Annotated in this window: 20 protein-coding genes; 15 read left to right on the top strand and 5 right to left on the bottom strand. The window is 53.2% G+C overall.

Features of this window, described 5'->3' with window-relative positions:
• Positions 1-28 precede the first annotated feature (28 nt).
• The 6 genes from V3C20_RS05895 to V3C20_RS05870 all read left to right on the top strand — a co-directional run bounded on the left by V3C20_RS05895 (position 29) and on the right by V3C20_RS05870 (position 7,885).
• The gene (locus tag V3C20_RS05895; protein ID WP_130084244.1) at positions 29-1,141 is read left to right on the top strand and encodes an AI-2E family transporter; all 1,113 of its coding nucleotides are present in this window, start codon (positions 29-31) and stop codon (positions 1,139-1,141) included.
• A 4-nt stretch (positions 1,142-1,145) separates the two neighbouring features.
• Positions 1,146-2,435: a diaminopimelate decarboxylase gene (gene lysA, locus V3C20_RS05890; protein WP_130084243.1), complete on the top strand. Its 1,290-nt coding sequence runs from the start codon at positions 1,146-1,148 to the stop codon at positions 2,433-2,435.
• Between the two features lie 218 nt (positions 2,436-2,653).
• The gene (locus V3C20_RS05885; RefSeq protein WP_161981377.1) at positions 2,654-4,306 is read left to right on the top strand and encodes a beta-N-acetylhexosaminidase; all 1,653 of its coding nucleotides are present in this window, start codon (positions 2,654-2,656) and stop codon (positions 4,304-4,306) included.
• 96 nt (positions 4,307-4,402) lie between these two features.
• Entirely contained in the window at positions 4,403-5,434 is a 1,032-nt protein-coding gene (fbaA, locus tag V3C20_RS05880; protein ID WP_130084241.1) for a class II fructose-bisphosphate aldolase, read from the top strand.
• A 121-nt stretch (positions 5,435-5,555) separates the two neighbouring features.
• Positions 5,556-6,650, top strand: a complete 1,095-nt coding sequence (locus V3C20_RS05875) for a polysaccharide pyruvyl transferase family protein (RefSeq protein WP_130084240.1) — start codon at positions 5,556-5,558, stop codon at positions 6,648-6,650.
• Positions 6,647-7,885 (top strand): Coenzyme F420 hydrogenase/dehydrogenase, beta subunit C-terminal domain, encoded by a 1,239-nt coding sequence (locus tag V3C20_RS05870; protein ID WP_130084239.1) that lies wholly within the window; start codon positions 6,647-6,649, stop codon positions 7,883-7,885. The genes V3C20_RS05875 and V3C20_RS05870 overlap by 4 nt, the downstream gene beginning before the upstream one ends.
• Before the next feature lie 178 nt (positions 7,886-8,063).
• Here the strand turns inward: V3C20_RS05870 and typA are convergent, their stop codons facing one another.
• Positions 8,064-9,899 (bottom strand): translational GTPase TypA, encoded by a 1,836-nt coding sequence (gene typA / locus V3C20_RS05865; protein WP_130084238.1) that lies wholly within the window; start codon positions 9,897-9,899, stop codon positions 8,064-8,066.
• A 203-nt stretch (positions 9,900-10,102) separates the two neighbouring features.
• Here typA and ilvE point away from each other — a divergent pair, with 203 nt between their 5' ends.
• Positions 10,103-10,969: a branched-chain-amino-acid transaminase gene (gene ilvE / locus V3C20_RS05860; RefSeq protein ID WP_067572851.1), complete on the top strand. Its 867-nt coding sequence runs from the start codon at positions 10,103-10,105 to the stop codon at positions 10,967-10,969.
• Positions 10,970-11,113: 144 nt separating this feature from the next.
• Here ilvE and V3C20_RS05855 read toward each other — a convergent pair whose 3' ends face one another.
• The gene (locus tag V3C20_RS05855; RefSeq protein ID WP_130084237.1) at positions 11,114-12,037 is read right to left on the bottom strand and encodes a glycoside hydrolase family 16 protein; all 924 of its coding nucleotides are present in this window, start codon (positions 12,035-12,037) and stop codon (positions 11,114-11,116) included.
• A gap of 146 nt (positions 12,038-12,183) precedes the next feature.
• Here V3C20_RS05855 and V3C20_RS05850 point away from each other — a divergent pair, with 146 nt between their 5' ends.
• Positions 12,184-12,732 carry a methylated-DNA--[protein]-cysteine S-methyltransferase gene (locus V3C20_RS05850; protein WP_130084236.1) on the top strand — a complete coding sequence of 183 codons (549 nt, stop codon included), beginning with the start codon at positions 12,184-12,186 and terminating at the stop codon, positions 12,730-12,732.
• Positions 12,733-12,754: 22 nt separating this feature from the next.
• Here the strand turns inward: V3C20_RS05850 and V3C20_RS05845 are convergent, their stop codons facing one another.
• On the bottom strand, positions 12,755-13,366 hold the full coding sequence (locus tag V3C20_RS05845) for an FHA domain-containing protein (protein ID WP_130084235.1): 612 nt from the start codon (positions 13,364-13,366) through the stop codon (positions 12,755-12,757).
• Between the two features lie 130 nt (positions 13,367-13,496).
• Here V3C20_RS05845 and V3C20_RS05840 point away from each other — a divergent pair, with 130 nt between their 5' ends.
• The 4 genes from V3C20_RS05840 (at position 13,497) to V3C20_RS05825 (ending at position 17,491) form a co-directional block, all read left to right on the top strand.
• Positions 13,497-14,000: a DUF805 domain-containing protein gene (locus V3C20_RS05840; protein ID WP_130084234.1), complete on the top strand. Its 504-nt coding sequence runs from the start codon at positions 13,497-13,499 to the stop codon at positions 13,998-14,000.
• Positions 14,001-14,084: 84 nt separating this feature from the next.
• Entirely contained in the window at positions 14,085-15,137 is a 1,053-nt protein-coding gene (gene obgE / locus V3C20_RS05835; protein WP_130084233.1) for a GTPase ObgE, read from the top strand.
• A gap of 37 nt (positions 15,138-15,174) precedes the next feature.
• A complete protein-coding gene (locus V3C20_RS05830) occupies positions 15,175-16,332 on the top strand; it encodes an aminoglycoside phosphotransferase family protein (protein WP_130084232.1) in 1,158 nt (385 codons plus the stop codon).
• Between the two features lie 133 nt (positions 16,333-16,465).
• Positions 16,466-17,491, top strand: coding sequence for a hypothetical protein (locus V3C20_RS05825; protein WP_130084231.1), 1,026 nt, complete (start codon positions 16,466-16,468; stop codon positions 17,489-17,491).
• A 249-nt stretch (positions 17,492-17,740) separates the two neighbouring features.
• Here V3C20_RS05825 and V3C20_RS05820 read toward each other — a convergent pair whose 3' ends face one another.
• Entirely contained in the window at positions 17,741-18,097 is a 357-nt protein-coding gene (locus tag V3C20_RS05820; protein WP_149875700.1) for a hypothetical protein, read from the bottom strand.
• 149 nt (positions 18,098-18,246) lie between these two features.
• The gene (locus V3C20_RS05815; RefSeq protein WP_330935437.1) at positions 18,247-18,687 is read right to left on the bottom strand and encodes a hypothetical protein; all 441 of its coding nucleotides are present in this window, start codon (positions 18,685-18,687) and stop codon (positions 18,247-18,249) included.
• A 109-nt stretch (positions 18,688-18,796) separates the two neighbouring features.
• On the opposite strand from V3C20_RS05815, the gene V3C20_RS05810 reads away from it, so the two are divergent.
• Genes V3C20_RS05810 through V3C20_RS05800 form a run of 3 tightly spaced genes read left to right on the top strand, consistent with a single transcriptional unit; the run spans position 18,797 to position 24,622 of the window.
• Entirely contained in the window at positions 18,797-23,221 is a 4,425-nt protein-coding gene (locus V3C20_RS05810; protein WP_330935436.1) for a hypothetical protein, read from the top strand.
• Positions 23,175-24,125 carry an RHS repeat-associated core domain-containing protein gene (locus tag V3C20_RS05805; RefSeq protein ID WP_330935435.1) on the top strand — a complete coding sequence of 317 codons (951 nt, stop codon included), beginning with the start codon at positions 23,175-23,177 and terminating at the stop codon, positions 24,123-24,125. The genes V3C20_RS05810 and V3C20_RS05805 overlap by 47 nt, the downstream gene beginning before the upstream one ends.
• Before the next feature lie 23 nt (positions 24,126-24,148).
• Positions 24,149-24,622: a hypothetical protein gene (locus V3C20_RS05800; protein WP_130084219.1), complete on the top strand. Its 474-nt coding sequence runs from the start codon at positions 24,149-24,151 to the stop codon at positions 24,620-24,622.
• Positions 24,623-24,754 lie beyond the last annotated feature (132 nt).

Below are 24,754 nucleotides of genomic sequence, written 5' to 3'. Positions count from 1 at the left end.
ATCCGGCTCATTTCACCCTAATCCATTGATGACTCCTCAGAAAGAACCCGGAAAAGAAGGCTTGAAAATCCTGCTTATGCTGGCAAGCGCCATCATTATCACGGCCGGGCTTCAGGCAGGCAAGCAGGTGTTGCTCCCCATCGTCCTATCGGGGTTTCTGGCGATCGTCAGTTACCCGATCACCACATTTTTCAAAAACAAGCTCCGTTTTCCACACTGGCTGGCAGTTCTATTTACGGTCATCATGGACTTCGGCGTCCTGGTCGGCCTCGGTTATCTGGCCCAGTATCTGGGGCAGGATCTGGCCAAGACCATCAATGCCAAATATTATCCCCTGCTGTTTGAAAAAGTCCACGAATTCCGCGCCTTCCTGATTGAAAGGGACTGGAACAATCTGGCGGACCAGATGCTGCAGGAAATTCCCGACCTCCTCAACAGCCAGCGCATTGTAGCTCTTTCCACCGGGGTCATGGGGCAACTGGCCTCCATGCTCACCTTCACCACTCTGATCCTGATTCTGATGACCTTTTTCCTGGGGGAAGCCCCCAGATTCCGGGCAAACATCAACAAGCTGGGAAGCAACAGCGACACGGGCATCCGCAAATTCTCCAAAGCGCTTGAAGGTGTCCAGAAATACCTGGTTATCAAGACATTCATCAGCGCCCTCACCGGTCTGCTGGCTTTCCTGCTCTGCTATTACATGGGGGTGGACTTCCCCCTGCTCTGGGGCATCGTGGCTTTCGCGCTCAACTTCATTCCCACGTTCGGCTCCATCATCGCCGCCATTCCCCCCACGCTGCTGGCCCTGCTGCTCATCAGCCCCACGGCGGGCATCATTGTGGCGGGAGGGTACCTGCTCATCAATACGGCCCTGGGCAACTGCCTGGAGCCCATGCTGCTGGGACGCCAGTTCGGGATCGTCACCAGCATGGTCCTTCTTTCCGTCATCTTCTGGGGCTGGGTATGGGGGCCCATCGGCATGCTTCTGGCCGTTCCCATCACCATGTTGGTGAAGCTGGGCCTGGAAAGCTCCAAGGATCTGGCGTGGATCGCCCAGCTCGTTGACAATCCCCCCGTATCCAGATTCCCGCTCCCTCCTCGTCATTCCGGGAAAACAAACGAAAACATCAACAAGGAATAAACCCATGCATTCATTCGCTTACAAAAACGGCTTGCTGTACTGTGAAAACGTCAACCTTCAGGAACTGGCGGACAAGGAGGGGACTCCCCTGTACGTGTACAGCAAGCATACCATTCTGAGCCACTTCCACCGCCTGAGGGAATCCCTGGAGCCGTTGAATGCGGAAGTAGCGTACGCGGTGAAAGCGTGCTCCAACATCGCTATCCTGAACCTCATGGCCCGCAATGGAGCGGGATTCGACATCGTGTCCGGAGGGGAACTCTTCCGTGTTATCAAGGCCGGAGGAGACCCGTCCAAATGCACGTACGCCGGCGTAGGAAAGACGGAAAAGGAAATCCGCTATGCCCTGGAGCAGGGCATTTACTGCTTCAACGTGGAATCCGAGGCGGAAATGCGCGCGATCAACGATATTGCCGCCTCCATGAACCTCACGGCCCCGGTAGCCGTCCGCGTCAACCCCAACGTGGAGGCGGGCACGCACAAGTATATCACGACCGGCAAGTCGGAGAACAAATTCGGGGTGGATTTTGAACAGATCGAATCCCTGTATGAAACGGCCGCCCGAGAATTGCCGCATGTGCACCTGAAGGGGCTGCAAATGCACATCGGTTCCCAGCTCACCCAGGCAAAGCCCTTCATGGAGGCCGTCAGGAAAGTGGCGCCCCTGGCCGCACGGCTCAAGGAAAAGCACGGCATTGAATTTTTCTCCATCGGAGGCGGTATCGGCATTGTTTACCAGAATTCCCTGGAATCAGGCGTTCAGGAATGGTGGAACGAGGATTGCGCCCAGCTTACGCTGAGTACATACGCCCAGGCCGTTGTTCCCGTCCTTGAACCTCTTGGTTTGCATATCATTGTGGAACCTGGGCGTCTGATCGTCGGCAACGCCGGAGCTCTCATCACGCGCTGTCTGTATGAAAAATCAGGCAAGGCGAAAACCTTCAAGATTGTGGACGCAGGAATGAACGACCTCATCCGCCCGGCCCTCTATCAGGGTTACCATGAAATTATTCCGGTCAGGGAACATCTCTCGGAATCCTGCATTACCGCAGACGTCGTGGGACCCATCTGCGAATCCGGGGACTTCCTGGCCCAGGACAGGAAAATGACGGACGTGCGGCAGGGAGAATTGCTGGCTGTTCTTTCCGCGGGAGCCTACGGGTTTTCCATGTCTTCCAATTACAACTCCCGCCCGATGGCGGAAGAGGTGCTGGTGGATGGAAGCCAATGGAACGTCATCCGCCGCCGCCAGACCTGGGAAGACCTCATTGCCGGGGAAATCATCCCCGAATAGTTCCGTTTACGGGAGTGGGAGGGAAACCGACCTTCTTTCAAGCTCGTTACCATGCAAATGGTATCGGGAGTTTTCCTGCCCGCTCCCATTCCCAACGGACATCCCGCTTCTCCGGAGCGGCCCTTCCACCTATTCGACAAAAGCGGCTTTCATGAAGTTTCCTTGCAATGCCCCGCCAAATGCATTATTCGCTATCCGATCCATTTAATTCATTCTCCATGCTTCTCAAAAAACTTGCTCTTGCCGCCTTCCTCCTGTCTGCGCCTGCGGCCCTTTCCCTTCCTTCCAGCCCCGTAGAGGGTAATCCCGCCATTATTCCCCTTCCAGCAACGCTGTCCATAGAAAAGGACAAACCGGGATTTTTAATCGACAACAACCTGCCCATCCTCAAAACAGGTAATAAAGCGTGCCTGTCCTCCTTTCTGACCGGTTTTTCCAACAACATTCATCAAATCAAGGCGGTGCCCGTGCAGAATGCGAACAATGCCGTGCAGATACTCCTGAAAAAGAATTCATCCCTTTCTCCGGAGTGGTATTCCATTAAAGCCACCACACAGGGAATCACCATCTCATGCACTTCCCCGGCAGGAGCCTTTTATGCGGCGCAAACCCTCAAGCAATCCCTGACGAAAGATGCGGCGGGGAAATGGGCCATTCCCTGCATGACCATCACAGACAGCCCGCGCTTTACATGGCGCGGCATCATGATTGACAGCGGACGCAACCCCCGTTCCATTGAGGAGCTGAAAACCATCATTGACCTGCTCGCGCACTACAAGGTAAACACCATCCACTGGCACCTGACGGAAGACCAGGGCTGGCGGCTGGAAATTAAAAAGTATCCCAAGCTCACCTCCATCGGAGCCACCCGCCCGGAAAGCCCCATGCCCGGCAACCGCAACAAGGGAGACGGCAAACCCTTCACCTTCTTCTACACACAGAAAGAAGTGAAGGAACTGGTGGACTACGCCAAACGCAGGCACATCACCATCGTCCCGGAAATAGAAACGCCCGGCCACGCCGCGGCCGCCATCACGGCCTATCCCGAATTCGGCAATAAGGACATCCCCGGCTACAAGCCCCGGGTGGCGACGCGCTGGGGAATTCTCCCCTTCACGTTCAGCCCTACGGAACCCACCTTCAAATTTATTGACGGCATTCTGGAAGAGGTCTGCCAGCTCTTCCCGGATTCCCCCTACATCCACATAGGTGGAGACGAAGCGCCCAAACAACAGTGGAAAAACTCTCCCCAGGCCCAGGAAGTGATGAAGAAAAACGGCCTGAAAAACGAACAGGAACTCCAGAGCTACTTCATCCACCGCGTGGAAAAGCTGGTCAACGCGCGCGGCAAGCAAATAATCGGCTGGGATGAAATCCGGGAAGGCGGCCTTTCCAAAACGGCCACCCTGATGGTCTGGCACGATCCCGGCATTGCCAGGGAAGCTATCAGGCACGGAAACAAGGTGATTATGACCCCTTTTGAAAGTACGTATCTGATCCGGCAGGAGGGTCCGCATCCGGAAGGTCCCGAGTACGAAATGGCGACTTTCTCCACCATCCCCCTGCAAAAGGTGTATAATATGAACCCCATTCCGAAGGGGCTCACCCCGGAACAGGAAAAAAACATCCTGGGCGTGCAGGGAAGCTGCTGGAGCGAATACATGACCACGCTGGCCAAGTGGCAGTACATGGTGTTTCCGCGCATGTTCGCCATCGCGGAATTGGGCTGGACGCAGCCCGACCGTAAAGATTTTACGGATTTCAAGAGACGCCTGGACAGGCACAAGCCTTTCCTTGATGCCCTGAAGATTAACTACCGGACGGACTCCGGAGAGCCGGCGCAGCCGGATGCCAAAATGATCCGCGAGTAAACGGAACCCCAGAAAAATCACGGACGCCGCGCCGTACCGCGAGCGCCGGAGTTCAGTCTTGCCCTTCCTTGAAAAAGCGCCTATCATAACCCCGTTATGCCAATAGCCACACCAGAACAATACATCACCATGCTTGAAACGGCCAAGAAGGAAGGCTACGCCTACCCTGCCGTTAACGTAACCACGATTGAAGTAATCAACGGCGCTCTCCGCGCCTTCTCCGAAGCCAAGAGCGACGGCATCATCCAGGTTTCCATCGGCGGCGGCAAATTCGCTTCCGGCACCTCCGTCGGCAGCTCCGCCATCGGCGCCATTGTTCTGGCGGAAGCCACCCGCCGCCTGGCTGAAGAACACAAGGTGCTCGTGGGCCTGCACACGGACCACTGCCAGCCCGAACATGTAGATACCTTCCTGCGTCCCCTCCTGGCCGAATCCCGACGCCGCGTGGAACGGGGTGAAGCTCCCCTTTTCAATTCCCACATGCTGGATGCCTCCACCCTGCCCATGGCCGAAAACCTCAAGCTTTCCCAGGAACTGCTGAAGGAATGCGCCGAACTGGGCATCGTCCTTGAAATTGAAATCGGCGTCGTGGGCGGTGAAGAAGACGGCGTGGACAACTCCGGCCATCCCGCCGACAAGCTTTACACCTCCCCGGAAGACATGCTGATGACGTATGAAGCCCTGGCTCCCCTCGGCAAATTCATGCTGGCCGCCACCTTCGGCAACGTGCACGGCGTGTACAAGCCCGGCCATGTCAAGCTGAAGCCCAGCATCCTTCGCGACGGCCAGGAAGCCGTGGTCGCCAAGCACGGCGAAGCGGCCCGCATGCCTCTCGTCTTCCACGGCGGTTCCGGTTCCGAGCTTTCCGACATCCGCGAAGCCGTTTCCTACGGCGTGGTCAAGATGAACATTGACACCGATACGCAGTACGCATTTACGCGCCCGATCGTCTCCCACATGTGCGAACACATCAACGGCGTGCTCAAGATTGACGGTGAAGTGGGCAACAAAAAGGATTACGATCCCCGTTCCTACCTCGCCAAGGGTGAAAAGGGAGTCGCCGCCCGCCTCCAGGAAGCCGCAGACAACCTCATGTCCGCCGGCAAGACCCTCTTCGGCAAGATCTAATAGTACCTGAAACGGTGCTTGTACAAAACCCGGTCTCCCGAAAGAGGCCGGGTTTTGTCTTTTGTCCTTCACATCGGAAGAAGCAAAAGTTAGTCTTTCAGACTAAGATACTTTAGCAAGCATGGCCATTTTCCCTCTACTGCAAAAGCTTTATTCCCATCTTCCCGGATTCTCTGAGAAGAAACGAAAAAACATGAACCGCAGGCTGGCATTCCATGAATGGACCAAGGGGTTCCGGCGCTTTTTCAGACGCCCGTTCGTTTTTCTTTTTGGTTCCCCGTTTCATTCCAATTTAGGAGATCAGGCGCAGACGGAATGCATCATTGCCTGGATCAGGAAAAATCTGCCCCGGCACGAAATATTCATTGCTTCCTACATGAATACTTCCCCGAGGCTTCTGAAGAAGATACGCAAGCATATCCGGAAAAATGACATCCTGCTGTGCCACAGCGGCTACCATATGACGGACCTGTACGATGAGCAGAGCCACTATCTCCGCATCGCCCAGCTTTTCCCCGACCATCCCCTGACTATTCTGCCCCAAACTATTCATTATCAGGATAATTCCCATGCACAGGCCACAGCGGACGTTTTGAACGCCCATCCGGACTGCACCCTCCTTTGCCGGGATGAATATTCTTACGAAGTAGCCAGGGGATTATTCAATAAATGCCGCCTTTTTCTTTATCCGGACATCGTAACCTCCCTCATTGGCAATATCAAGCTGCCTGAATATCCGCGGAAGGGCGTCCTCTTCTGCATGAGAAATGACAAGGAAGCCTTTCACCAGCCGGAAGCCATTGAACAACTCCGCCGGAAACTGGAAGAGTTTATTACAACGGAGCAAACGGACACTACCGTGGATATCCCTCCCGACGAAGTCATTGCGGACAGAAAGAGAATACTCCATTCCACCTTTGATTATTTCTCCCGCTTCCAGGCTGTAGTCACGGACCGCTACCACGGGACCATTTTTTCCCTGATCGGCAATACTCCCGTCGTTGTCCTCAATTCCAGCGATCATAAACTCGCCTCCGGCGTCAAATGGTTCCCCGAATCTTTCAGCGGGCACGTCTATTTTGCCGAAACGCTGGACCAGGTACCCGGGTATGTGCAGCATATCGTTGACCAACCGCCCAAGGAGCCTCTTCCGCCTTATTTTTCCACGGAATATTACGACCACCTCCTTGAAAAGCTACATTTCCCCCATACATGATCGACATTTGTCCCACCACTGACTGTACAGGATGTTCCGCATGCTTTTCCATCTGTCCCAGGCATGCTGTTACCCTGATCCCGGACCAGGAAGGATTTCTGCATCCTCAGATTGATCAAAACCTCTGCATTGATTGTGACCTGTGCCGAAAAGCCTGTCCGGCCCTGCAAACGCCGTCCCGTAAAGACAGGCTCCCGGAAGAACTGTTTTTTGCGGCCTATCACCGGGATGAAAACATACGCATGGCATCCTCCTCCGGAGGCGCCTTTTCCGCGCTGGCTTCATGGATGCTGAAACAGGGAGGATACGTTTGCGCCGCATCCTATGACGACGATTTCAAGGGAGTACACCACGTTATCATCCGCTCGGAGGAAGAGCTGCCCAGGCTGCGAACATCCAAATACACGCAAAGCAGAACCGGAACCTGCTTCCGGGACATCCTCCGGCTCCTGAAGCAGGAGGAAAAGGTCCTGTTTGCCGGAACGCCGTGCCAGACGGCGGGGCTGCATCTCTTTCTCAGAAAAGAATATGACAACCTGCTGACCGTGGACATCGTCTGTCACGGAGTTCCATCTCCCGTCATTTTTACGGACTACATCAGCTACCTTGAACACAGGTACAAGTCCCCGGTCAAAAATTACAATTTCCGTGACAAGAAATGGAGCTGGTACCATTTCAATACAAAAGCTGAATTCAAAAACCGCAAGGCCATTTATCTGGGTACATGGGAGGAGGACACGTTCATGCGCGGGTTCCTGAGGGACTATTTCCTGAGGGAAAGCTGCTATACCTGCAAATACAGCAAGCACGAACGCTACGCCGACATTACCTTGAGCGATTTTTGGGGTTATGACGCCACCGACGGAGGCTTTCCCAATGACGACAAGGGGATTTCCATGTGCATGTGCAACACGGTATCAGGCAAAAATGCTTTCGAGTCGGCCAAATCCTCTCTCATCTGGTGTACGCGTCCACGGAAAATGAGCCTCACCAACGGAGGGTTCTCCCCCAGATTGGCCACTCTGGAAGAAAGACAGGCTTTCCTGGAGGAATACCGCCGCATCGGATTCGACCGGGCTGTGCCAAAATACATGTACCCCGAACCTGTACCTGATGACCTGAGAGTCTTGTATTTCTGGGGCAGGGGGAGCCGTGCCCTGAAACGCTCCAGGAAACTGCTGCGTCTTGTAAGAAAAATACAGCGCTTTTTCCGGGGCTCCAAAAAACAGGCATAGATCGGGAATCCAAGTTCCCTCTGCATCCTAAATATCGTTCCTTAAAAGAAACGGCAGAAATGTCGGTTTACTATGGATTTGCCGTTCCGGCGTCCGGAGTCCCCCGCACGTTGGACTGGAAAACTTCCGGAGGCAACGAAAGGCAAACTCTGCACTTAATCCTGGCAACCGTTCGCTTCTAGTTCCCTGCCTTGCGGGATTCCCGGACGCGGTCGTTGGCGTTCAGGATGCGCTTGCGCAGGCGGATGAAATGAGGAGTAGCCTCTACCAGTTCATCCGCTTCAATGTATTCAATGGCGCGTTCCAGGGAGAAGTTGACGGGAGGTGAAAGCTGGATGCCGTCCCCCTTCGTGGCGGAACGGATGTTGTTTAAATGCTTTTCCTTGCACGGATTCACGGGCATGTCCATCTGGCGTGGGTTTTCACCCACGATCTGCCCTTCGTAAATGTCCTCCTGCGGCCCCACGAACAGGCGTCCGCGCTCTTCCAGGGCGGCCAGGGCGAAGGGAGTGGAAACTCCCGTTTCCATGGAAACAAGCGTGCCCGTGGTGCGCGTGGTGATTTCCCCGGCGTAGGGGCCGTAATCCCGGAACAGGTGGGAGAAAATGCCGTGGCCGGACGTCAGGTTCACCAGCTCGAATTCAAACCCGATGATGCCGCGGGTGGGGATGTACGCCTGGATGAAGGTATGGCCCGTGCCTTCCTTGCATACCATGTCTTCCATCTGTCCCTTGCGGGCGTTCAGGAGCTTCATGACGCCGTTGGAATATTCGTCCGGCACTTCCACGTAAATCGTCTCGTACGGCTCCGTCAGGCGGTCGTTCTCATCCCTTTTCATGATCACGGTGGGACGGGAAACGCACAGCTCGTAATTTTCACGGCGCATGGTTTCCACAAGCACGGCAATCTGCATGGCCCCGCGGGCGGAAACGGAGAACACGCCGGCCTTGTCCGTATCCTCCACCTGGATGGAAATATTCGTACGCATCTCCCGCATCAGGCGGTCGCGAATCACGCGGGAAGTAACGTTTTTGCCGTCACGGCCGCCAAAGGGGCCGTTGTTGATGGAAAATTCCATGGAAATCGTAGGCGGGTCAATCGCCACGAACGGCAGGGCTTCCGTCTCCTGAGAACCGCCGAGCGTTTCACCAATGTTTACGTTTTCAAATCCCGCCACGCCCACGATGTTTCCCGCCACGCCCACGGCGGAATCCGTGGTGCCCAGGCCGGAATATTCAAACATGCGGGTGACCTTGCCGGAAACGCAGGCTCCCCCGCTCTGGTGGAGCCAGACGGTGTCTCCTTTCTTGACGGAACCGGAAGTGATGCGGCCGATGGCCACGCGGCCTACATAATCATCCCAGTCAATGTTGGAAACGAGCATCTTGAACTCCCCATCCGGGTCTGCATCCTTTGGCGCGGGGATATGTTCCACAATTTTGAACAGGAGGGGGGTGCAGTCCACGGGAGGTTCCCCTTCCATGGAATTCATAAAATAGCCGTCGCGGGCGGAGCCGTACACGAAAGGGGCTTCAAACTGTTCATCCGTAGCGCCCAGTTCAAGGAACAGTTCCAGCACCTGGTCATGCACGGCGGCGGGATCGGCGTGCGGACGGTCGATCTTGTTGATCACCACGATAGGCATCAATCCTTCCTGGAGAGCCTTGCGGAGCACAAAGCGCGTCTGGGCCTGCGGTCCTTCAAAGGCATCCACCACCAGAAGAACGCCGTCCACCATCTTCATCACGCGTTCCACTTCACCGCCGAAGTCGGCGTGCCCAGGAGTATCAACGATGTTGATGGTGTATCCGTTCCAGAGAATGGAAGTGTTCTTTGCCTTGATCGTGATACCTTTTTCCCGTTCCAGATCCATGGAATCCATGGCGCGTTCCTGCACGGCCTGGTTGGCCCGGTAGGCGCCGCCCGCCTGCAGAAGTTGGTCAACCAGGGTCGTTTTTCCATGGTCGACGTGAGCGATGATGGCGAGATTGCGGAACTTGGAAGGATCTGACATTTCGCGCGAGAGCTAAAGGCACGGGAAAATAAATGTCAAGCCTGCTCCACGAATACCGTCATAATAATTTCGCGCGCGCGAGGCCTCCGTGAAAAACCGTGATTGACGGAACTTTTCCTTCACGCGTGAATTTATAGCTTTCCCCGGCGGGCAAATGCGGCTATCCTGTTCCGGCACAAACAATTTCCTAATTTTAAACGACAATGAAGATTTGGTTAGACGGCAAGCTAGTGGAACAGGAGGAAGCCAAGACCTCCGTGTTTGATCATGGCACACTTTACGGCGACGGTATTTTTGAGGGCATCCGCTTTTACAACAGGCGCGTCTTCCGGCTGGAAGACCACATGGACCGCCTGTTCAACTGCGCCCATTACCTGCTGCTGGACATGCCCTACAGCAAGGAGGAACTGTCCAAAGCCGTTTGCGAAACCGCGGCGGCCTCCGGCCTGGACGACGGCTATATCCGCCTGGTAGTCACGCGCGGCATCGGCAACCTGGGCCTCAATCCCTTCAACTGCAAGCGTTCCTGTGTTTATATCATCGCGGATAAAATAGCCCTGTACGATCCGGCAGTTTATGAAAACGGCCTGTCCCTGATCACCAGTTCCATCCGCCGCAATCGTCCGGACACCATTTGCCCGCAGGTGAAATCCCTCAATTACCTCAACAATATCCTGGCCAAGGTGGAAGCCGTGCGCCAGGGAGCGGCAGAAGCCCTGATGCTGAACGACCAGGGCAACGTGGCGGAATGCACGGGGGACAACATCTTCATCGTGAAGGACGGTACCGTTTATACGCCCCCGGTGACGGACGGTGCGCTGGACGGCATCACCCGCCGCGTCGTTCTGGAAATCTGCCGTGAGCAGCAAATCCCGGCGGAAGAAAAAACCATGAACCGCTTCACGGTCACGTGTGCGGACGAATGCTTCCTGACCGGAACGGCCGCGGAATGCGTTCCCGTTACCAAACTGGACAGCTACGAGCTGGGTTCCGGCAAAATCGGGCCCGTGACCGCCCGCATTCTGGCACGCTTCCAGGAACTGACCCAGCACACGGGCACGGAATTTTAATTCCGTTTCCTTTTCAACCGTAAAGCCGCTCTTCTTTCCGGGAAGAGCGGCTTTTTCTTTCAGGAGGATTCCTTAAAAGTTAATCCTGAATGAGAGGGGAGGAACTATTCCGACCCCTTGCATCGGAATATGGAAAAAACAGACTTACTTCTTCTTCGGCAGACCGGTTTCCGGGTCAAACTGCTTGGCCTGCTCCATGTGTTCCTTGGTCTGGTAGAAACGAACATAGTCAATCAGGAACTCAACCGGATATCCCGTGCCATCCTCGGGCGCTTTTTCACACCATTGGCCGCCTACAGCGGAATTGAGGATCAGATAAAAGGGCGTGCGGAAGGGATTGCCCGCCCCATTCGCGTAATTCGTGGTATTCAGATCGATAGACTTTACCAGCTTGTCATCCACCATCAGCTTGATGCTGTCCTTGTCCCATTCCATGACGTAGATATGGAAATCGTCGGAAAGATTGTCGATCTTCACCGTGCCGCCGCGTGAAACGTCTTTCTTGGAGACACCGTCCGGGCTTAAATGGAAAGTGGAATAAACCACGTCCGGCTGTTGGGAAATATTTTCCATCATGTCAATTTCCCCGTTGGTGGGCCATCCCCACTTGTTCTTGCCCAACAGCCAGATGGCGGGCCAGATGCCCTTGGCCTTGTTGGGAAGTTTGGCGCGGACTTCCAGCCTGCCGAACAGGAAAGTCTTCGTTTTAAGCGTGCTGACGGAACCGGAAGTATAAGGCATGAATTTGGTGTTTTTAATCCATTCCGCATTGCTTTTCTTGTAATTGATGTTGGCAAACTTCTCAAAATGGGTCTCCAGCACCAGATTGCCGTCTTTCACGCGCAAATTCTTCGGGCGCGCGGTATATGTCTGCTGGGAGCCCTGGTTGCGTACTACGCCCAGTTCCGGCTGCCATTTCTTGAGGTTGATCTTGGTGCCGTTGAACTCGTCGCCCCACATGTACACCCAGCCGCCCGGCAGAGTTTTGGGAGGATTGACGTTTTCTCCCTTTCCGGACGCACACAGACACGCCGCCAGCAATACGGCAAACAGGCCTTTCTTCATCATATGATCAATACTGTACTTGAAGAGTCCGCCTTTCAATCAAAATCCCGCATATATGTGTTTGCCATTGAAAATTCCGGAGCAACCCGTTCTCACGCCTGGTAAAAATTTAAAGAGAAATGGTCCCCTGCCTGTGTTATATTTCATCCATGAATACAAATTTTCCCGAGAAATGCTGGGCAATGCTTCATCAAACTCCCCTGGGGCCGGTCGGCATCATAGAAAACGGAACAGCCATCACGCATATCTTTTGGGGACACATGGATCAGCCGCAACAACTGCCATGGAAGAATACCCCCCTGCTGCAACAGGCGGCCAGCCAGCTTGACGAATACTTCCGGGGGATACGCCGCATTTTTGACCTGCCGCTCGCTCCTCAGGGCACTCCTTTTGAAGAAGCCGTCTGGCAGGCTCTTCTAACCATTCCCTACGGGGAGACAAGAAGCTATGCCGACATCGCCCGGCAAACGGGCAGGCCGTCTGCCTGCCGCCCCGTAGGCCGTGCCAACGGGCGCAATCCCATAAGCATTATTATTCCCTGCCACAGGGTCATCGGCGCCAACAAAAAACTGACCGGGTATGCAGGAGGATTGTCCATCAAACAATACCTGCTTGAACTGGAACAGGGAGCGACATCTCCCTTCCTGCTCTTGCCGGAAGAGCAACACATGCACCGGAACCTTTCCACCACCTGTTAAGGCGGCAAAACAGGAAAAAAGCCTATTCCTGCGGGGCTTCCTCCTGATTCTTCTGCGTTTCCTGATTTTCAAGAGACTTCAGGGCTTCCTTGGGCGACTCAATGCCCAGCCACTGCAAGGGAAGGAGTTCTCCGGTAACCTTGTAATGCTTGTAAGTCACCCCGGCGAACAGCGCCAGGAAAAACATCAGAACGGCATACAAGGCCATCCACATGTAATTTTTCCGTGCCGTGCGGGTAGCCTGGTCCGCAAGCTGCTGCAAATTCTGCATGGCGGGAGAAAAGGATTCTTCCTGTCTGTTCCCTCCGTCCGTTCCGGAGACCGGGAGGGAAACCGGTTCTTCAGAGAACTTCAAATGCACCTCTCCCAAAATAATATCGTCCCCTTCATACAGGGCGGCAGGCCCCATGGGAGTCAGGCCGTTGATTTTGACGCCGTTGGTGGAACCCAGGTCTTCGATGACATAACCGCCGTCCTTGTACTGGAGCAACGCATGTTCTCCTGATACGGAAGGAGAGGGAATGGCAATTTCACAATGTTCATCCCGACCGATACGAGCGAAATATTCGCCGTTTTTCGGGAGAACGATGGTTTTCTCGGAACCGTCAGGCAGCAGAATGGAAAGGCGGGGCATGATTTACAGCTGATGATGCCATGCCGGCACTTCTTTTCAATCCAAAAGACCGTTTGCACGCATTCCATTGGAAAAAGCCGCACCAATGCCCTCTATTGACACCTTTGACTGCAAGTGATTTAATAAATTCATGCCCCCTCTCTCTCCTTCTTTTGACGGCTATAACTTGGCCACAGCCGTCAAAAGCGTTTTCCGCAAATACGCGCGCTTTTCAGGCCGCGCCACCTTGTCCGAATTCTGGTACTGGACATTGGGACAAACGGTGATTTTCATTCTCTTGTGGATGCTCAGCCTGGCATTTATGCTGAACCTTTTTATTTTCAATGATCCCCAACAGATGCCTCCCTCCAGGGTTTTCAACCATGTTCTGGCAGGAGAAAGTCCGGTGCTGTTATGGGCGCTCTCCACGCTACTCCCTTCTCTGGCCGTGGGATGCAGACGCCTGCATGATACCAATAAAAGCGGCGCGCTTCTTCTGCTGAACCTCATTCCGCTGGCGGGCCCCATCCTTCTCATCATCTTTTTTTGCGAGGACAGCCAGCGGGGAACAAACCAATACGGCCCTTCGGAAAAATATCCGGAAGACAGCGATCGGGCCGGTTTTGTTCCCCCCGGACGTATTCCGGCTCCCTAGGTGGCACGAATCACATGCCGTGGAAACGGACGTACAGTCCTCCACTTGTCTTGCTTTCGGGCCAAAAATGCCTAAGATCAAGCCATGTTTGTTGACAACATCCGCATATTTGCCAAGGCAGGAAAGGGAGGAAACGGGCTGGTCAGCTTCCGCAGGGCCAAATTCGTGCCCAAGGGCGGCCCGGACGGCGGGGACGGCGGCGATGGCGGTAGCGTCATTCTGGAAGTGGACCCGCACACGAATGACCTGCGTTCCTTTTTTTACGATCCCAAGCTGATCGCTACGGACGGCGTAGGCGGCCAGGGAGCTAAAAAACACGGCAAAAACGGGAAATCCGTCATCGGGAAAGTTCCGCCCGGCACCATCATCTACCGCAGCAATGCCTCTTCCATGTCGGAAGCCACGTGGCTGGAGCGGGAAGGCGACGGCATTGAACTGGAAAAAATCGCGGACCTGACGGAAATAGGAACCCGGTTCACGCTGTGCCAGGGCGGCATCGGCGGCAAAGGCAACTGGCACTTCCGTTCCGCCACCAACCAGGCTCCCACGGAAGCGGAACTGGGCACGGAAGGGGAGGAAGGCGTCTTTTTCATGGAACTGCGCCGCATTGCGGACGCTGGGCTGGTGGGCTACCCCAATGCCGGCAAAAGCACGCTGCTGGGCGATATTTCCGCAGCCAAGCCGAAAGTCGCCAACTACCCGTTCACGACGCTTCAACCCATCATCGGCGTGGTAGAATTCAACAGTTTCCGCCGCTGCGTGGTAGCGGACATTCCCGGCATCATTGAAGGCGCGCACCGCAACCGTGGCCTGGGACACGAATTCCTGCGTCATATCACACGCTGTAAGGTACTCGTCTTCGTTCTGGACATGGCCGGAAGCGAAGGACGCGACCCCATCGAAGACCTGCAAAACCTCCGCACGGAAATCAAACTTTACAGCGAAGACCTTGCCAAACAGCCCTGGTTTGTCGTTGCCAATAAAATGGACCTGGAAGGTGCGGAAGACAATCTGGCTAACTTCAGACTGCGCTTCCCGAAGGTGGACGTAATCCCCCTTTCCGCCCTCAACGGAGACGGCGTCGCACAGCTCAAAAGCAAGCTTGATCAACTCGTAGGCTATAAATTCGTTCACTGATTCCCGTTCCGTCCAACATTGCCTCAAACACAACCCCATGAACGCTCCGCTCTCCACGCCAGCCGATCCCGACCAGCTACTGAGCCGCATTGCCGGAATTGGAGACCTTTTCGCCATTGAAGGGGAATTCGTCACCGGCAAGGAAATACCCAGCGGCCACATCAACACCACCTACAAGGCCACCTACCGCAAAAGCGACGGAACGGAAGACTCCTACATTCTGCAGCGCATCAACGACTACGTCTTCAAGGACCCCCGGGCCGTTATGCGCAACGTGGAAAAAGTTACCCGTCACATCAACTGGAAAGTACTGCGCCGCGTGAAAGACTCCGCCGGTCAGACCCTCAATCTTTACCCGGCGCGCGGCGGCCGCAACTACATAGACATCCCCGGAGACGGAATCTGGCGCTGTTACAACTACCTGGCCGGCACGCATACTTACGACGTAGTGGAAAACACGCGCCAAGCCTATCAGGCCGGTTTCGCCTTCGGATCTTTCCAGGACCTGATCAGCGACATGAATCCGGACGACATTGTGGAAACCATTCCCGGCTTTCATCACACCCGGAACCGCTACAACCGCCTCATGGAAGTTGCGAAACAAGATCCCCGGGGGCGGCTTTCCTCCTGCCGGGCAGAGCTGGAATTCATCAGGGCGCGGGAGCAGGACGTAGACCGTCTCCTGGACCTCCAGACAAAAGGAATACTGCCCACCCGCATTACCCACAACGACACCAAGATCAACAACGTCATGCTGGACGAAGACACGGACCACGCCGTCTGCGTCATTGATCTGGATACGGTTATGCCCGGCCTCGTCCTGTACGACTTCGGGGACATGGTGCGCACCGTCACTCCGCCAACGGAAGAAGATGAGGAAGACCTGAGCAAAGTCCGCATGCGCATGCCCATGTTCCAATCCATTGTGGAAGGTTATCTGCAGGCTGCCCATGGATTCCTGACCCAGGCGGAAATAGACCAGCTCGCCTTTTCCGGAAAGCTCATCACGCTGGAAATCGGGATCCGCTTCCTTACGGACTATCTGGAAGGGGACCAGTACTTCAAGGTTTCCCGGTCCGGACATAACCTGAGCCGCTGCCGGACACAGCTTAAGCTGGTGGAATGCATTGAACAGGAACTTCCAGCCATGGAGCAGTATGTCCAGAGGCTGGCCAGGGGCCTGACCAGGAAATAGGAAAGCCCTGGTGCTTTTTCTTCTTCATCTTCCTTCCTCCGGGACGGTAATACCGTCCCTTATTATTTATATTTTTTGAACACGGCGGCGATTTCCACAATCCAAGAAACATTCCACACAATCACTGCCATTTATGTTCAAAGTCCCGGAAATTCAATTAAACGCCTACGGCAAGCCCGCAAGAATCCTGTATCTGGCTCCCTATGCGCCCGATGCACCCGACTTCTCCCAAAAACTTTACACGGGCAACGGAGGTTATCCCCAGTACCACTACAACATTTATAAAGCCATCCAGGACATAGGCTATGATGTCGTCTCCTCCTCCAAGCCGTACTCCGTACAATTTGCCAAGGGAAATGTGGATTATGTCTTCTCCCTGATGAACAGGTTCCAGATGGCCAAGCCGGAAATCTTTATCTCCTCCTACTGCGAATTCATTCAGGTTCCCTACCTGGGCGCTCCTCCCAACATTCGCGCCATTGCAGAAGACAAACTGCTGACCAAGCTTGTCTTCCGCTCCCTGGGCCTCCACATGCCGGAGGGCATGGGACTTTCCAAAGACCGGAAAATTCCGCAGGAAGCCCCCTTCCCCGGTCCCTACTTTGTCAAAAAACGCTTCGGCGCCGCTTCCGGAGGAATCCGGGAAGACAGCATCTGCGGGACCTGGGAGGCTGTGGCTTCCTGCGCCAAACGCCTTATGCAAGAAGGGCATGAAGTTCTTGTGGAACAATACTGCGAAGGCATTGACGTCACCGTTCCCGTGCTGGGAGGAGAAGAACCCGTCGTTCTGGGATTCGTACAGCCGAAGTCGGACAAACCCGGCAACATCATCACGGAAGACCTCAAACTGCATGACCATCTTGGCTACCAGCTTGTATCCGTGCACGATCTGGAACAGGATATCATTGCAGACGTCCGGAAAGTCTGGGCGGCCCTGGGGCCCATGGACTACTTCCGCATTGACTACAGAATCGATTTTGAAAAGGGCGAACGCCGCATTCTGGAAATGAACGTCTGCTGCCACCTGGGCAAAAGCGGCTCCATCTGCCTGGCGGCCGCACAACACGGCTACACCCAGGCGGATATTCTTAAATACATCCTTGACTACAGCATGGGAAGGCAGAAGGACCTCCAGCAATACGGAACGTGGCTCATTTGAGCCTGATACGTGTCTTTCCATACACAAAACCGCTCCCCAATTTACGGACAGGAAAAGCTCCTGTTCGTAAATTTTATTATATAGTAAGGAATGTTCCTGCTTTGCTTCTGAAAAGAAAGTTCCTTCTAAAAAATATGGAAATTAGCTATTCTCTGCCTTGAGAAATAAAATCCAGATGAGCTTTTCGTCATAACATTTTAGGCGTCTTTCATTTGGGTGACAGAAAGTTCTACATTGTCCGCAAATCACTTAACAATACTGGTTTACAAGACAATGAACAATACCGACAACACCCTGGATCCCCGCTATCCCTTCGTTCCCATGTTCGCCAATGGACTGCCCCAAGGCGACTTTTACGTCAACGGCATCACCGCCCCCGTTCTCATCTCCCCTCGCTCCGCTTCCGATGACACTCGCCATGAATGGACCGGGTACCTCAAGATCATGAAACGCGGTACCTATTTCCTTTCCCTGGACGCCGATTCCTCCATCTCCCTGGCCATTCCATTCAAGAATGTGGAACTGACCAGCGAAGCAAAGGACCTTTCCGTGAAGCCGGAGAGCGTCGTGCTGGAACAGGGGTATTACTGGTGCCGAATCGTCCATGAATACCACCCCGCCCTGGGCTCCGGACAGGAGTTCTGCATTGCCGTTCTTTCCGACAAGGCGGAGGCGCCCGATATTAATTCCTATCTCAATTCCAATATAACTCCGCCGGATAGGGAAGGGGAGGAAGTCATCACCCTGGTCAATCTTTATCGGGACGAGGAAGAAGAGACCACCTCCAGCAGCTCTTCGGAAGGGGGAGGGGATGATTTTGAGTTTGATCCCAAGTCAAGCAGTTCCAGTTCCAGCTCCAGTTCCAGCTCCAGCTCCAGCTCCAGCTCCAGCTCCAGTTCCAGCTCCAGTTCCAGTTCCAGTTCCAGTTCCAGTTCCAGTTCCAGCTCCAGTTCCAGTTCCAGTTCCAGTTCCAGCTCCAGCTCCAGCTCCAGCTCCAGTTCCAGTTCCAGTTCCAGTTCCAGTTCCAGTTCCAGTTCCAGTTCCAGTTCCAGCTCCAGCTCCAGCTCCAGCTCCAGCTCCAGCTCCAGTTCCAGTTCCAGTTCCAGTTCCAGCTCCAGCTCCAGCTCCAGCAGCAATTCCTCTTCCTCCTCCAGCGGACTGGAAGAAGAAGGCTGCCCGTGCCCCTGTTCCTGCAAATGCGAGGAAGAAAGCGCTCAATCCGAGTGTGACAAGAATGGAGGACCCAACTCTGCCGGAGGCCACTCCTTCGGCGGCAATCCGAATGATCCCGACGACTGTGAAGGCATGCTGGAAGTCGGCGGGGAAAACTCCGGAGGCGGGGGTGAAGGAGGCGGAGCTACTACCTTTGCCACCTTCAGTTTCCGAGCCAATCCTCAATGCTCCATCGGACTGCGCTACAAGCATCCCCTCGAATGGACCTGCTCCTGGGACTCCGCTTCCCGCCAGGCAACTGTCAAGCGCCCAACCGGCAGCTCCATCTCTTTCCGCGCCGCCGCCGGAAGCGCCGACGCTCCCGTTTCCGGAGGCTCACGCAAACTCAACTACAGGGTCCGGCTGCTCAACCAGGACAAGTCTCCCTGCACTGACGGAAATCCCATTTATCTGGACATGGTCCAGAGCAATGGAAGTACCCTGCGCTTCTCGGCTTCCACCGGCAAGGTTGTCTCCCTGATTTCTTCTTCCGGGGTGGAAACCACGGCGGAAGCCTATGCTGCCAAACTCCAGGTCAACCGCCATCCCTCCACCGGCGCCATCCAAAGCATCTGGTCCCAGTCGCAGGGTCTTCTCCAGGCAGTGCCTGAAGGCAACAAACTCACCCTGGAGTGGTACTCCCCCTCCCAGGTGAACAAAACCGCCCGGAGCGTAACTGCTTCCGGGACTCCCTACAAGACGGTCAGCTATGAAAATACTGTCAAGGATGGAGAACCCGTGATGCTCATCACCGAGCAGAGGCAGGGCATGCCCGCCTTCCGCACGGAGCGGAAAGTGGAAGGCAACAATGTAACTATCACCCAGGGTGAAGGGGACGAGCGCATCGTACGGCGGATTGAGCGCAATTTCCTGCCCGGCTCCAAGTGGGAAATGATTGAGAGCTACCGCAAGATCAACGAGGAAACGCCCGTATCCTGCGTACGCACCGTCCAGAAGAGCACGGACGGAGGCTGGCTGACCATCAGCAGCACGGAAGGCTACGATACTCCTCTGGCCCAAACAACACTCTACACGTATAACGACCAGTTCCGCGTGTCATTGGAAATCAAGCCCGACGGAGGCTACACGCGCTATGAGTACGACGACCAGGGCCGGGTGGTTCTGGAAGCAACACCGTGGGCAGGAGGAGGAGAAAAAGGAACACGTACCACCTATGCCGACCTGCGTTTCAATGATTTCAGGCCGGCAACGGAAAGGGAAATCATCATTGCCCAGGACGGAACGGAAACCGTTCTGAACCAAAGGAGCTACACTTATGAAGACAGCCACGAAGTCAACCGGACCACAGTTACAGAGACGGCTCTGGGCTCCGATGAGGTTCACACAAGCATCTCGGAGACTTATGGAGAAGCAACACAATACCCTTATGCCCGGGGAAGACAGAAGATGAGCCAGGGTATCAACGGCGTTCAGACCGTCTATACCTATGAAGCCACCACGGATCATGGTGCTACCCACAAGGTGACCTCAACTGTCCAGGCAAACGGGAGCATTGTTCCCGGCCAAAGTACCAGAACCGTGCAATACGTCGCTGAAAACGGCACCACCACCAGACAGGAGCAATACGTCCACACAGGTGAAAATTGGTCTTTAATTACTTCGGAAGATTATGAATACGATGTTGAACTTCGCCGTACCAAGACGACGAAGGGCAATGGACGCATCCGCACGACGGAATGGATGTGCTGCGGTCCCTTGAGAGAAACCGACGAAGATGGCATCACAACCAGCTACGCATACAACTCGGCCAAGCAACTAGTTGAAACTATTCGTTCCGCCACGGAAACCACGCCTGAAACCATCACCAGCTACATTTATGATGCCGCAGGAAGGATTATTTCCACACGAAAGGATGTCGGTGCCCTGACGACGGTTGAAAGCACGGAGTACGACGATTTGGGAAGGGTTATTTCCACAACCGATATCCTCGGACGTGTGACCAGGACCCAATACAGTGACAATCAACTCACCACCACCATTACCAATCCTTCAGGGGCTACTTTAATTACTCAAACTTATTATGACGGCTCCATTCTCCTTCAGGCCGGAACCGGCCAGCGGGAAATGGAAACCCAGCTTGAGTTGACACAGGAAGGCATCCTCACCACCACCCTGTCCCGGGGAGTCGTTCTTTTACGCTCCCTGGAAAACGGCTTCGGCCAAACCATCCGGCAGCAACAGCCCAATACGAAGGGAGGATTCATTGTCACCAGCAACGCTTACAACGACAAGGGGCAGCTTGTCCGCTCTCAAGCAGAAGACATGGCTCCCACAGCAACCGACTACAGTGAATTGGGCAGCATCGTGAGGCAAACCGTCCTTCTGGACGAGCTTCATCCCGAAGATGCCACTAAAAACAGGATATCGGAAAGCTCCACATGCTACCAGATACGGGAAGATGGCATTTATCAGGTACAAACCTCTACAACCTACAATACCGAAGGACTGCCCGTGACACAGACTGCGGAAACCATGGTTTCTCAGCTGGACCCTGTACTGGAAAGCAAGGTCCTTTCTACCGACATTTACGGGCAACAGAGTATCCAATGGTCAGAATACACCGCTCCTGCCCGGCGAACTCAATTCAGCCGCATTCCCACTTCGGATATCGTGGCTGAATCTCTTGTAGTGGATGGATTTACCATAAGCCAAACCAATTATGCAGGAATCCACTCTTCACGGAAACGCTCCTATACCTCCACAGGAATGATGCTGAAGCAAACCGATGCCAGGGGCAATGTTACTGCCATCGAAACCGACCTGGCCGGACGCCCTATCAGGACAACCGACGCACAAGGCAATATCACTTCCACTGCCTACTCCCCCTGCTGTGACGCCCCTGCCTGCATCACCAACGCCCTGGGAGGCACCATCTGTTATTGCTATGATATCCGCGGCCGGAAAACGGCCGAATACGGGACTGCCATACAGCCCTCCTGCTTTGCTTACGATGAAGCAGGACGCTTGACATCGTTAACCACCTTCAGGACGGATGAAGGCGATATTACCACCGATCCTTCCAGCCGCACCGACGGAGACACCACCAGGTGGCTCTACGATGCAGCCACGGGATTGGAACTCAAGAAAACCTATGCCAATGGTTCCTGTGTTTCCAAAACCTACGACAGGCTCAACCGCCTGGAAACACTCACCAAAGCCAGGGGCATTGTGACAACTTATCAGTACGCTCCGGCCACCGGGGAATTAGTCTCCGTCTCTCACAGCGACAACACCCAGCCATGGCTCTACTCCTACAACCACCTCGGGCAGATGACCTCTGTTTACGATGCCTCAGGAACCAGAGAACTCTGCTATGATGCCTATGGAAGAACCCAACAGAATAATTCCTTTGGGACCGTGGAAAGCTGCATCCAGGAAGAGTATGACGCCTTTGGGCGTCCCTGCGGATACCGCCTGATGATCGGAACCCGCACCGTGCAATACTCCCATCTTGACTATGGCCATCAAGGTGCCATGATCGGGATGAATATGGAAGGCTTGGATACTCCCTTCACTTGGCAGTATGACCAGATCAGCGGCTTCCTCAATCAATTGTCCTATCCCAACGGCATGGTCCGCAGGAATACCTATCATCCCCAGCTCTATCTCCTGGCTTCCATCGGCTATGAGGTCCCCGGGAATGGCGGTAGGGTGGCTGGACATGTCTACCAGTACGACCACTTGATGCGTCCCGTTCAACGAAAGGATTCATGGGAGGCTGCCACTCCGGCGACCACCAGGGACTTCACCTACAACGGCAGAAGTGAATTGACAGGGGATCAGATACAGCAAAGAAACAACTTTGCCTATCAGTACGACAACATCGGCAACCGCAAGACTGCCCGTGAGCTGGAAAAAGAAATATCCTACGGAGCCAACGAGCTCAACCAGTACACAAACATAATTCAGGCGGATGTTTCCTTTGACCCTCTCTATGATGCGGACGGCAACCAGACAAGAATTAGAACCTCAACGGGCATCTGGAATGTTTGCTACGATGGCAATGACAGGCCTGTTTCCTTTACCAGCGAAGATGGCCGCACTGTCGTGTCCTGCGGCTATGACTATCAAGGACGCCGCTTTGAGAAGAAGGTACTTGTCAACGGGACAGCTGCTAGTCGCACTTATTATTTGTACCGCGGCTACCTGCAGGTAGCCGAACTGGATTTGATGCATCCCCAGCCAGTGCTGGTAAAGGACTACGTATGGGACCCCACAGAGACGATAGCCACGCGCCTCCTGATGATGACATGCTGGAAAGCGGACGGAACGGAAACCGGCGGACATCTTTTCTTCATGCACGACGCCCTGAAGAACGTCACTTCCATTTTTGACGGTCAGCAGGCACGAAGGGCCCGCTACGAGTACGCTCCCTTCGGTGCCCTCATCACGGCACAGGGAGACATGGCTCAGGACAACAGGTTCAGATTTTCCTGTGAATGCATGGACGATGAACTGGGACTTGTCTACTACAATTACCGCCTTCAACCCCGCTGATGGCAGATGGATCAATCGAGATCCTATTGCGGAAGTTGGAGTCTGGAATTTGTATAAGTTCGTTAAGAATAATGGATTAAATAACATTGACATTTTGGGGCTTAATGAAATTATTATCAGTGGAGGTTGTAATACAAATACAGGAGGCATTAATCAATCATCCATTTATTTTGATCGTTTTCTTTCATATCTTGCCTTTTCTGCTGTACAAAAAGTATCTGGTTGGGGATTTCACGATCAAAACTGGTCAAATTTTATCATTGCCGCTGAAGAGCAAATCAAAAAACGCAAGGGATTACTCAAACCCGGCGAACAAATAGAGTGGTTGGTTGAATATGAAACTTATAGAATACGAGCAATGAATGACATGCACGGTGGTCAATATTATCTAGATCAAATTCAAAAAAAAGCTCAGGAATTAGGTGTTGTATTAAGATTCTATAAAACAAAATCAGATTTAGCCTCCCTTATCAATTCGGTTCAGGTATATGTATTAGATAATGCTACAGGAACTTTAACCACAGCCTTCATGGAAAGGACAGCGCAAGACAAAATCTCCCGCTTCGTCTATTATGGTCACGGAGAACCGGGAAGTTTAAATCCACGATATCCTTTTCCAACCCATGGGCTACCTGACAATAGTTTCTCCATAACTAACAATGATATTCAACAAGGGATTTTTAAAAAAGGAAGTTTTATAAAGGGTGCAGTCGTCATCAGTTGTGGTTGTAGAACAGCTACCCCACCAGGACCAGGTAAACCATCTTTTACCCAAGTATGGGAAGGATTTTTTGGTACGGTTATGTACGGAGTCGATGGTAGAACCAGTTACGCAAAGCCAGAGAAACCAGTTCCATCAGAACAAGAAAAAGCACACTACGTGCCTTCAGCTCCCCCTCTTTAGCAGGTCTCGATAGAATAATTTACATGAATATAAAAAAATACATATTTTCCTATAAAACATTGTTTATTTCAATATTAATTGTTTTATCAATATTATTTTATTTAACTTTCATAAAAGGTATTATTTTTCTCTGGGAAAGACCTGCAGAATATACGGGAAGAACACTGGAATATCATCATAACCAACTTATTGACGCAGGTTTCATTTTCGTTGGATTTTATAGAAGTTTTGAAATTGATCATTATTTATATAAAAAAGAAGAGTCCCTCGGTACATGCAAATATATAGAATTAGAAAAACATGAAAACTTGGGAGAAAATAACTCTCATTTAGTGAATTTTTCAACAAAATATTTTAAAACTCCTTTAAAAAATAAAATTTCAGTTAGATTCAGTAGTGATCTGGCGGATGATTTTCCCATTGATAATAAGGAATTTGAAGAAAATTATACCAAGGAAATTATTGAACAAGAATATTTTTTACTAGAAAAACACTAATTTTTTGAATATTATCTTTTATCGTGAAGAAAAATATTCATTTAAAAAGAATTAAAGCAAGAAAAATAAATTTTATCTAGATAACTACGGGGTTATTTGTCTTTATTATTTGTTCACCTGACGTATTTACTT

The organism is Akkermansia sp. RCC_12PD (genome assembly GCF_036417355.1).
Classification (GTDB): domain Bacteria; phylum Verrucomicrobiota; class Verrucomicrobiia; order Verrucomicrobiales; family Akkermansiaceae; genus Akkermansia.
This window is presented reverse-complemented; position numbering and strand designations above follow the sequence as displayed.

What these genes read in the sequence shown, in the direction of transcription:
- V3C20_RS05895 (WP_130084244.1), top strand. Translation starts at nt 29, where the DNA reads ATGACTCCTCAGAAAGAACCCGGAAAAGAAGGCTTGAAAATCCTGCTT.
- lysA (WP_130084243.1), top strand. Translation starts at nt 1,146, where the DNA reads ATGCATTCATTCGCTTACAAAAACGGCTTGCTGTACTGTGAAAACGTC.
- V3C20_RS05885 (WP_161981377.1), top strand. Translation starts at nt 2,654, where the DNA reads ATGCTTCTCAAAAAACTTGCTCTTGCCGCCTTCCTCCTGTCTGCGCCT.
- fbaA (WP_130084241.1), top strand. Translation starts at nt 4,403, where the DNA reads ATGCCAATAGCCACACCAGAACAATACATCACCATGCTTGAAACGGCC.
- V3C20_RS05875 (WP_130084240.1), top strand. Translation starts at nt 5,556, where the DNA reads ATGGCCATTTTCCCTCTACTGCAAAAGCTTTATTCCCATCTTCCCGGA.
- V3C20_RS05870 (WP_130084239.1), top strand. Translation starts at nt 6,647, where the DNA reads ATGATCGACATTTGTCCCACCACTGACTGTACAGGATGTTCCGCATGC.
- typA (WP_130084238.1), bottom strand. Translation starts at nt 9,899, where the DNA reads ATGTCAGATCCTTCCAAGTTCCGCAATCTCGCCATCATCGCTCACGTC.
- ilvE (WP_067572851.1), top strand. Translation starts at nt 10,103, where the DNA reads ATGAAGATTTGGTTAGACGGCAAGCTAGTGGAACAGGAGGAAGCCAAG.
- V3C20_RS05855 (WP_130084237.1), bottom strand. Translation starts at nt 12,037, where the DNA reads ATGATGAAGAAAGGCCTGTTTGCCGTATTGCTGGCGGCGTGTCTGTGT.
- V3C20_RS05850 (WP_130084236.1), top strand. Translation starts at nt 12,184, where the DNA reads ATGAATACAAATTTTCCCGAGAAATGCTGGGCAATGCTTCATCAAACT.
- V3C20_RS05845 (WP_130084235.1), bottom strand. Translation starts at nt 13,366, where the DNA reads ATGCCCCGCCTTTCCATTCTGCTGCCTGACGGTTCCGAGAAAACCATC.
- V3C20_RS05840 (WP_130084234.1), top strand. Translation starts at nt 13,497, where the DNA reads ATGCCCCCTCTCTCTCCTTCTTTTGACGGCTATAACTTGGCCACAGCC.
- obgE (WP_130084233.1), top strand. Translation starts at nt 14,085, where the DNA reads ATGTTTGTTGACAACATCCGCATATTTGCCAAGGCAGGAAAGGGAGGA.
- V3C20_RS05830 (WP_130084232.1), top strand. Translation starts at nt 15,175, where the DNA reads ATGAACGCTCCGCTCTCCACGCCAGCCGATCCCGACCAGCTACTGAGC.
- V3C20_RS05825 (WP_130084231.1), top strand. Translation starts at nt 16,466, where the DNA reads ATGTTCAAAGTCCCGGAAATTCAATTAAACGCCTACGGCAAGCCCGCA.
- V3C20_RS05820 (WP_149875700.1), bottom strand. Translation starts at nt 18,097, where the DNA reads ATGGACGATTCGGCACCAGTAATACCCCTGTTCCAGCACGACGCTCTC.
- V3C20_RS05810 (WP_330935436.1), top strand. Translation starts at nt 18,797, where the DNA reads ATGCTGGAAGTCGGCGGGGAAAACTCCGGAGGCGGGGGTGAAGGAGGC.
- V3C20_RS05805 (WP_330935435.1), top strand. Translation starts at nt 23,175, where the DNA reads ATGAACTGGGACTTGTCTACTACAATTACCGCCTTCAACCCCGCTGAT.
- V3C20_RS05800 (WP_130084219.1), top strand. Translation starts at nt 24,149, where the DNA reads ATGAATATAAAAAAATACATATTTTCCTATAAAACATTGTTTATTTCA.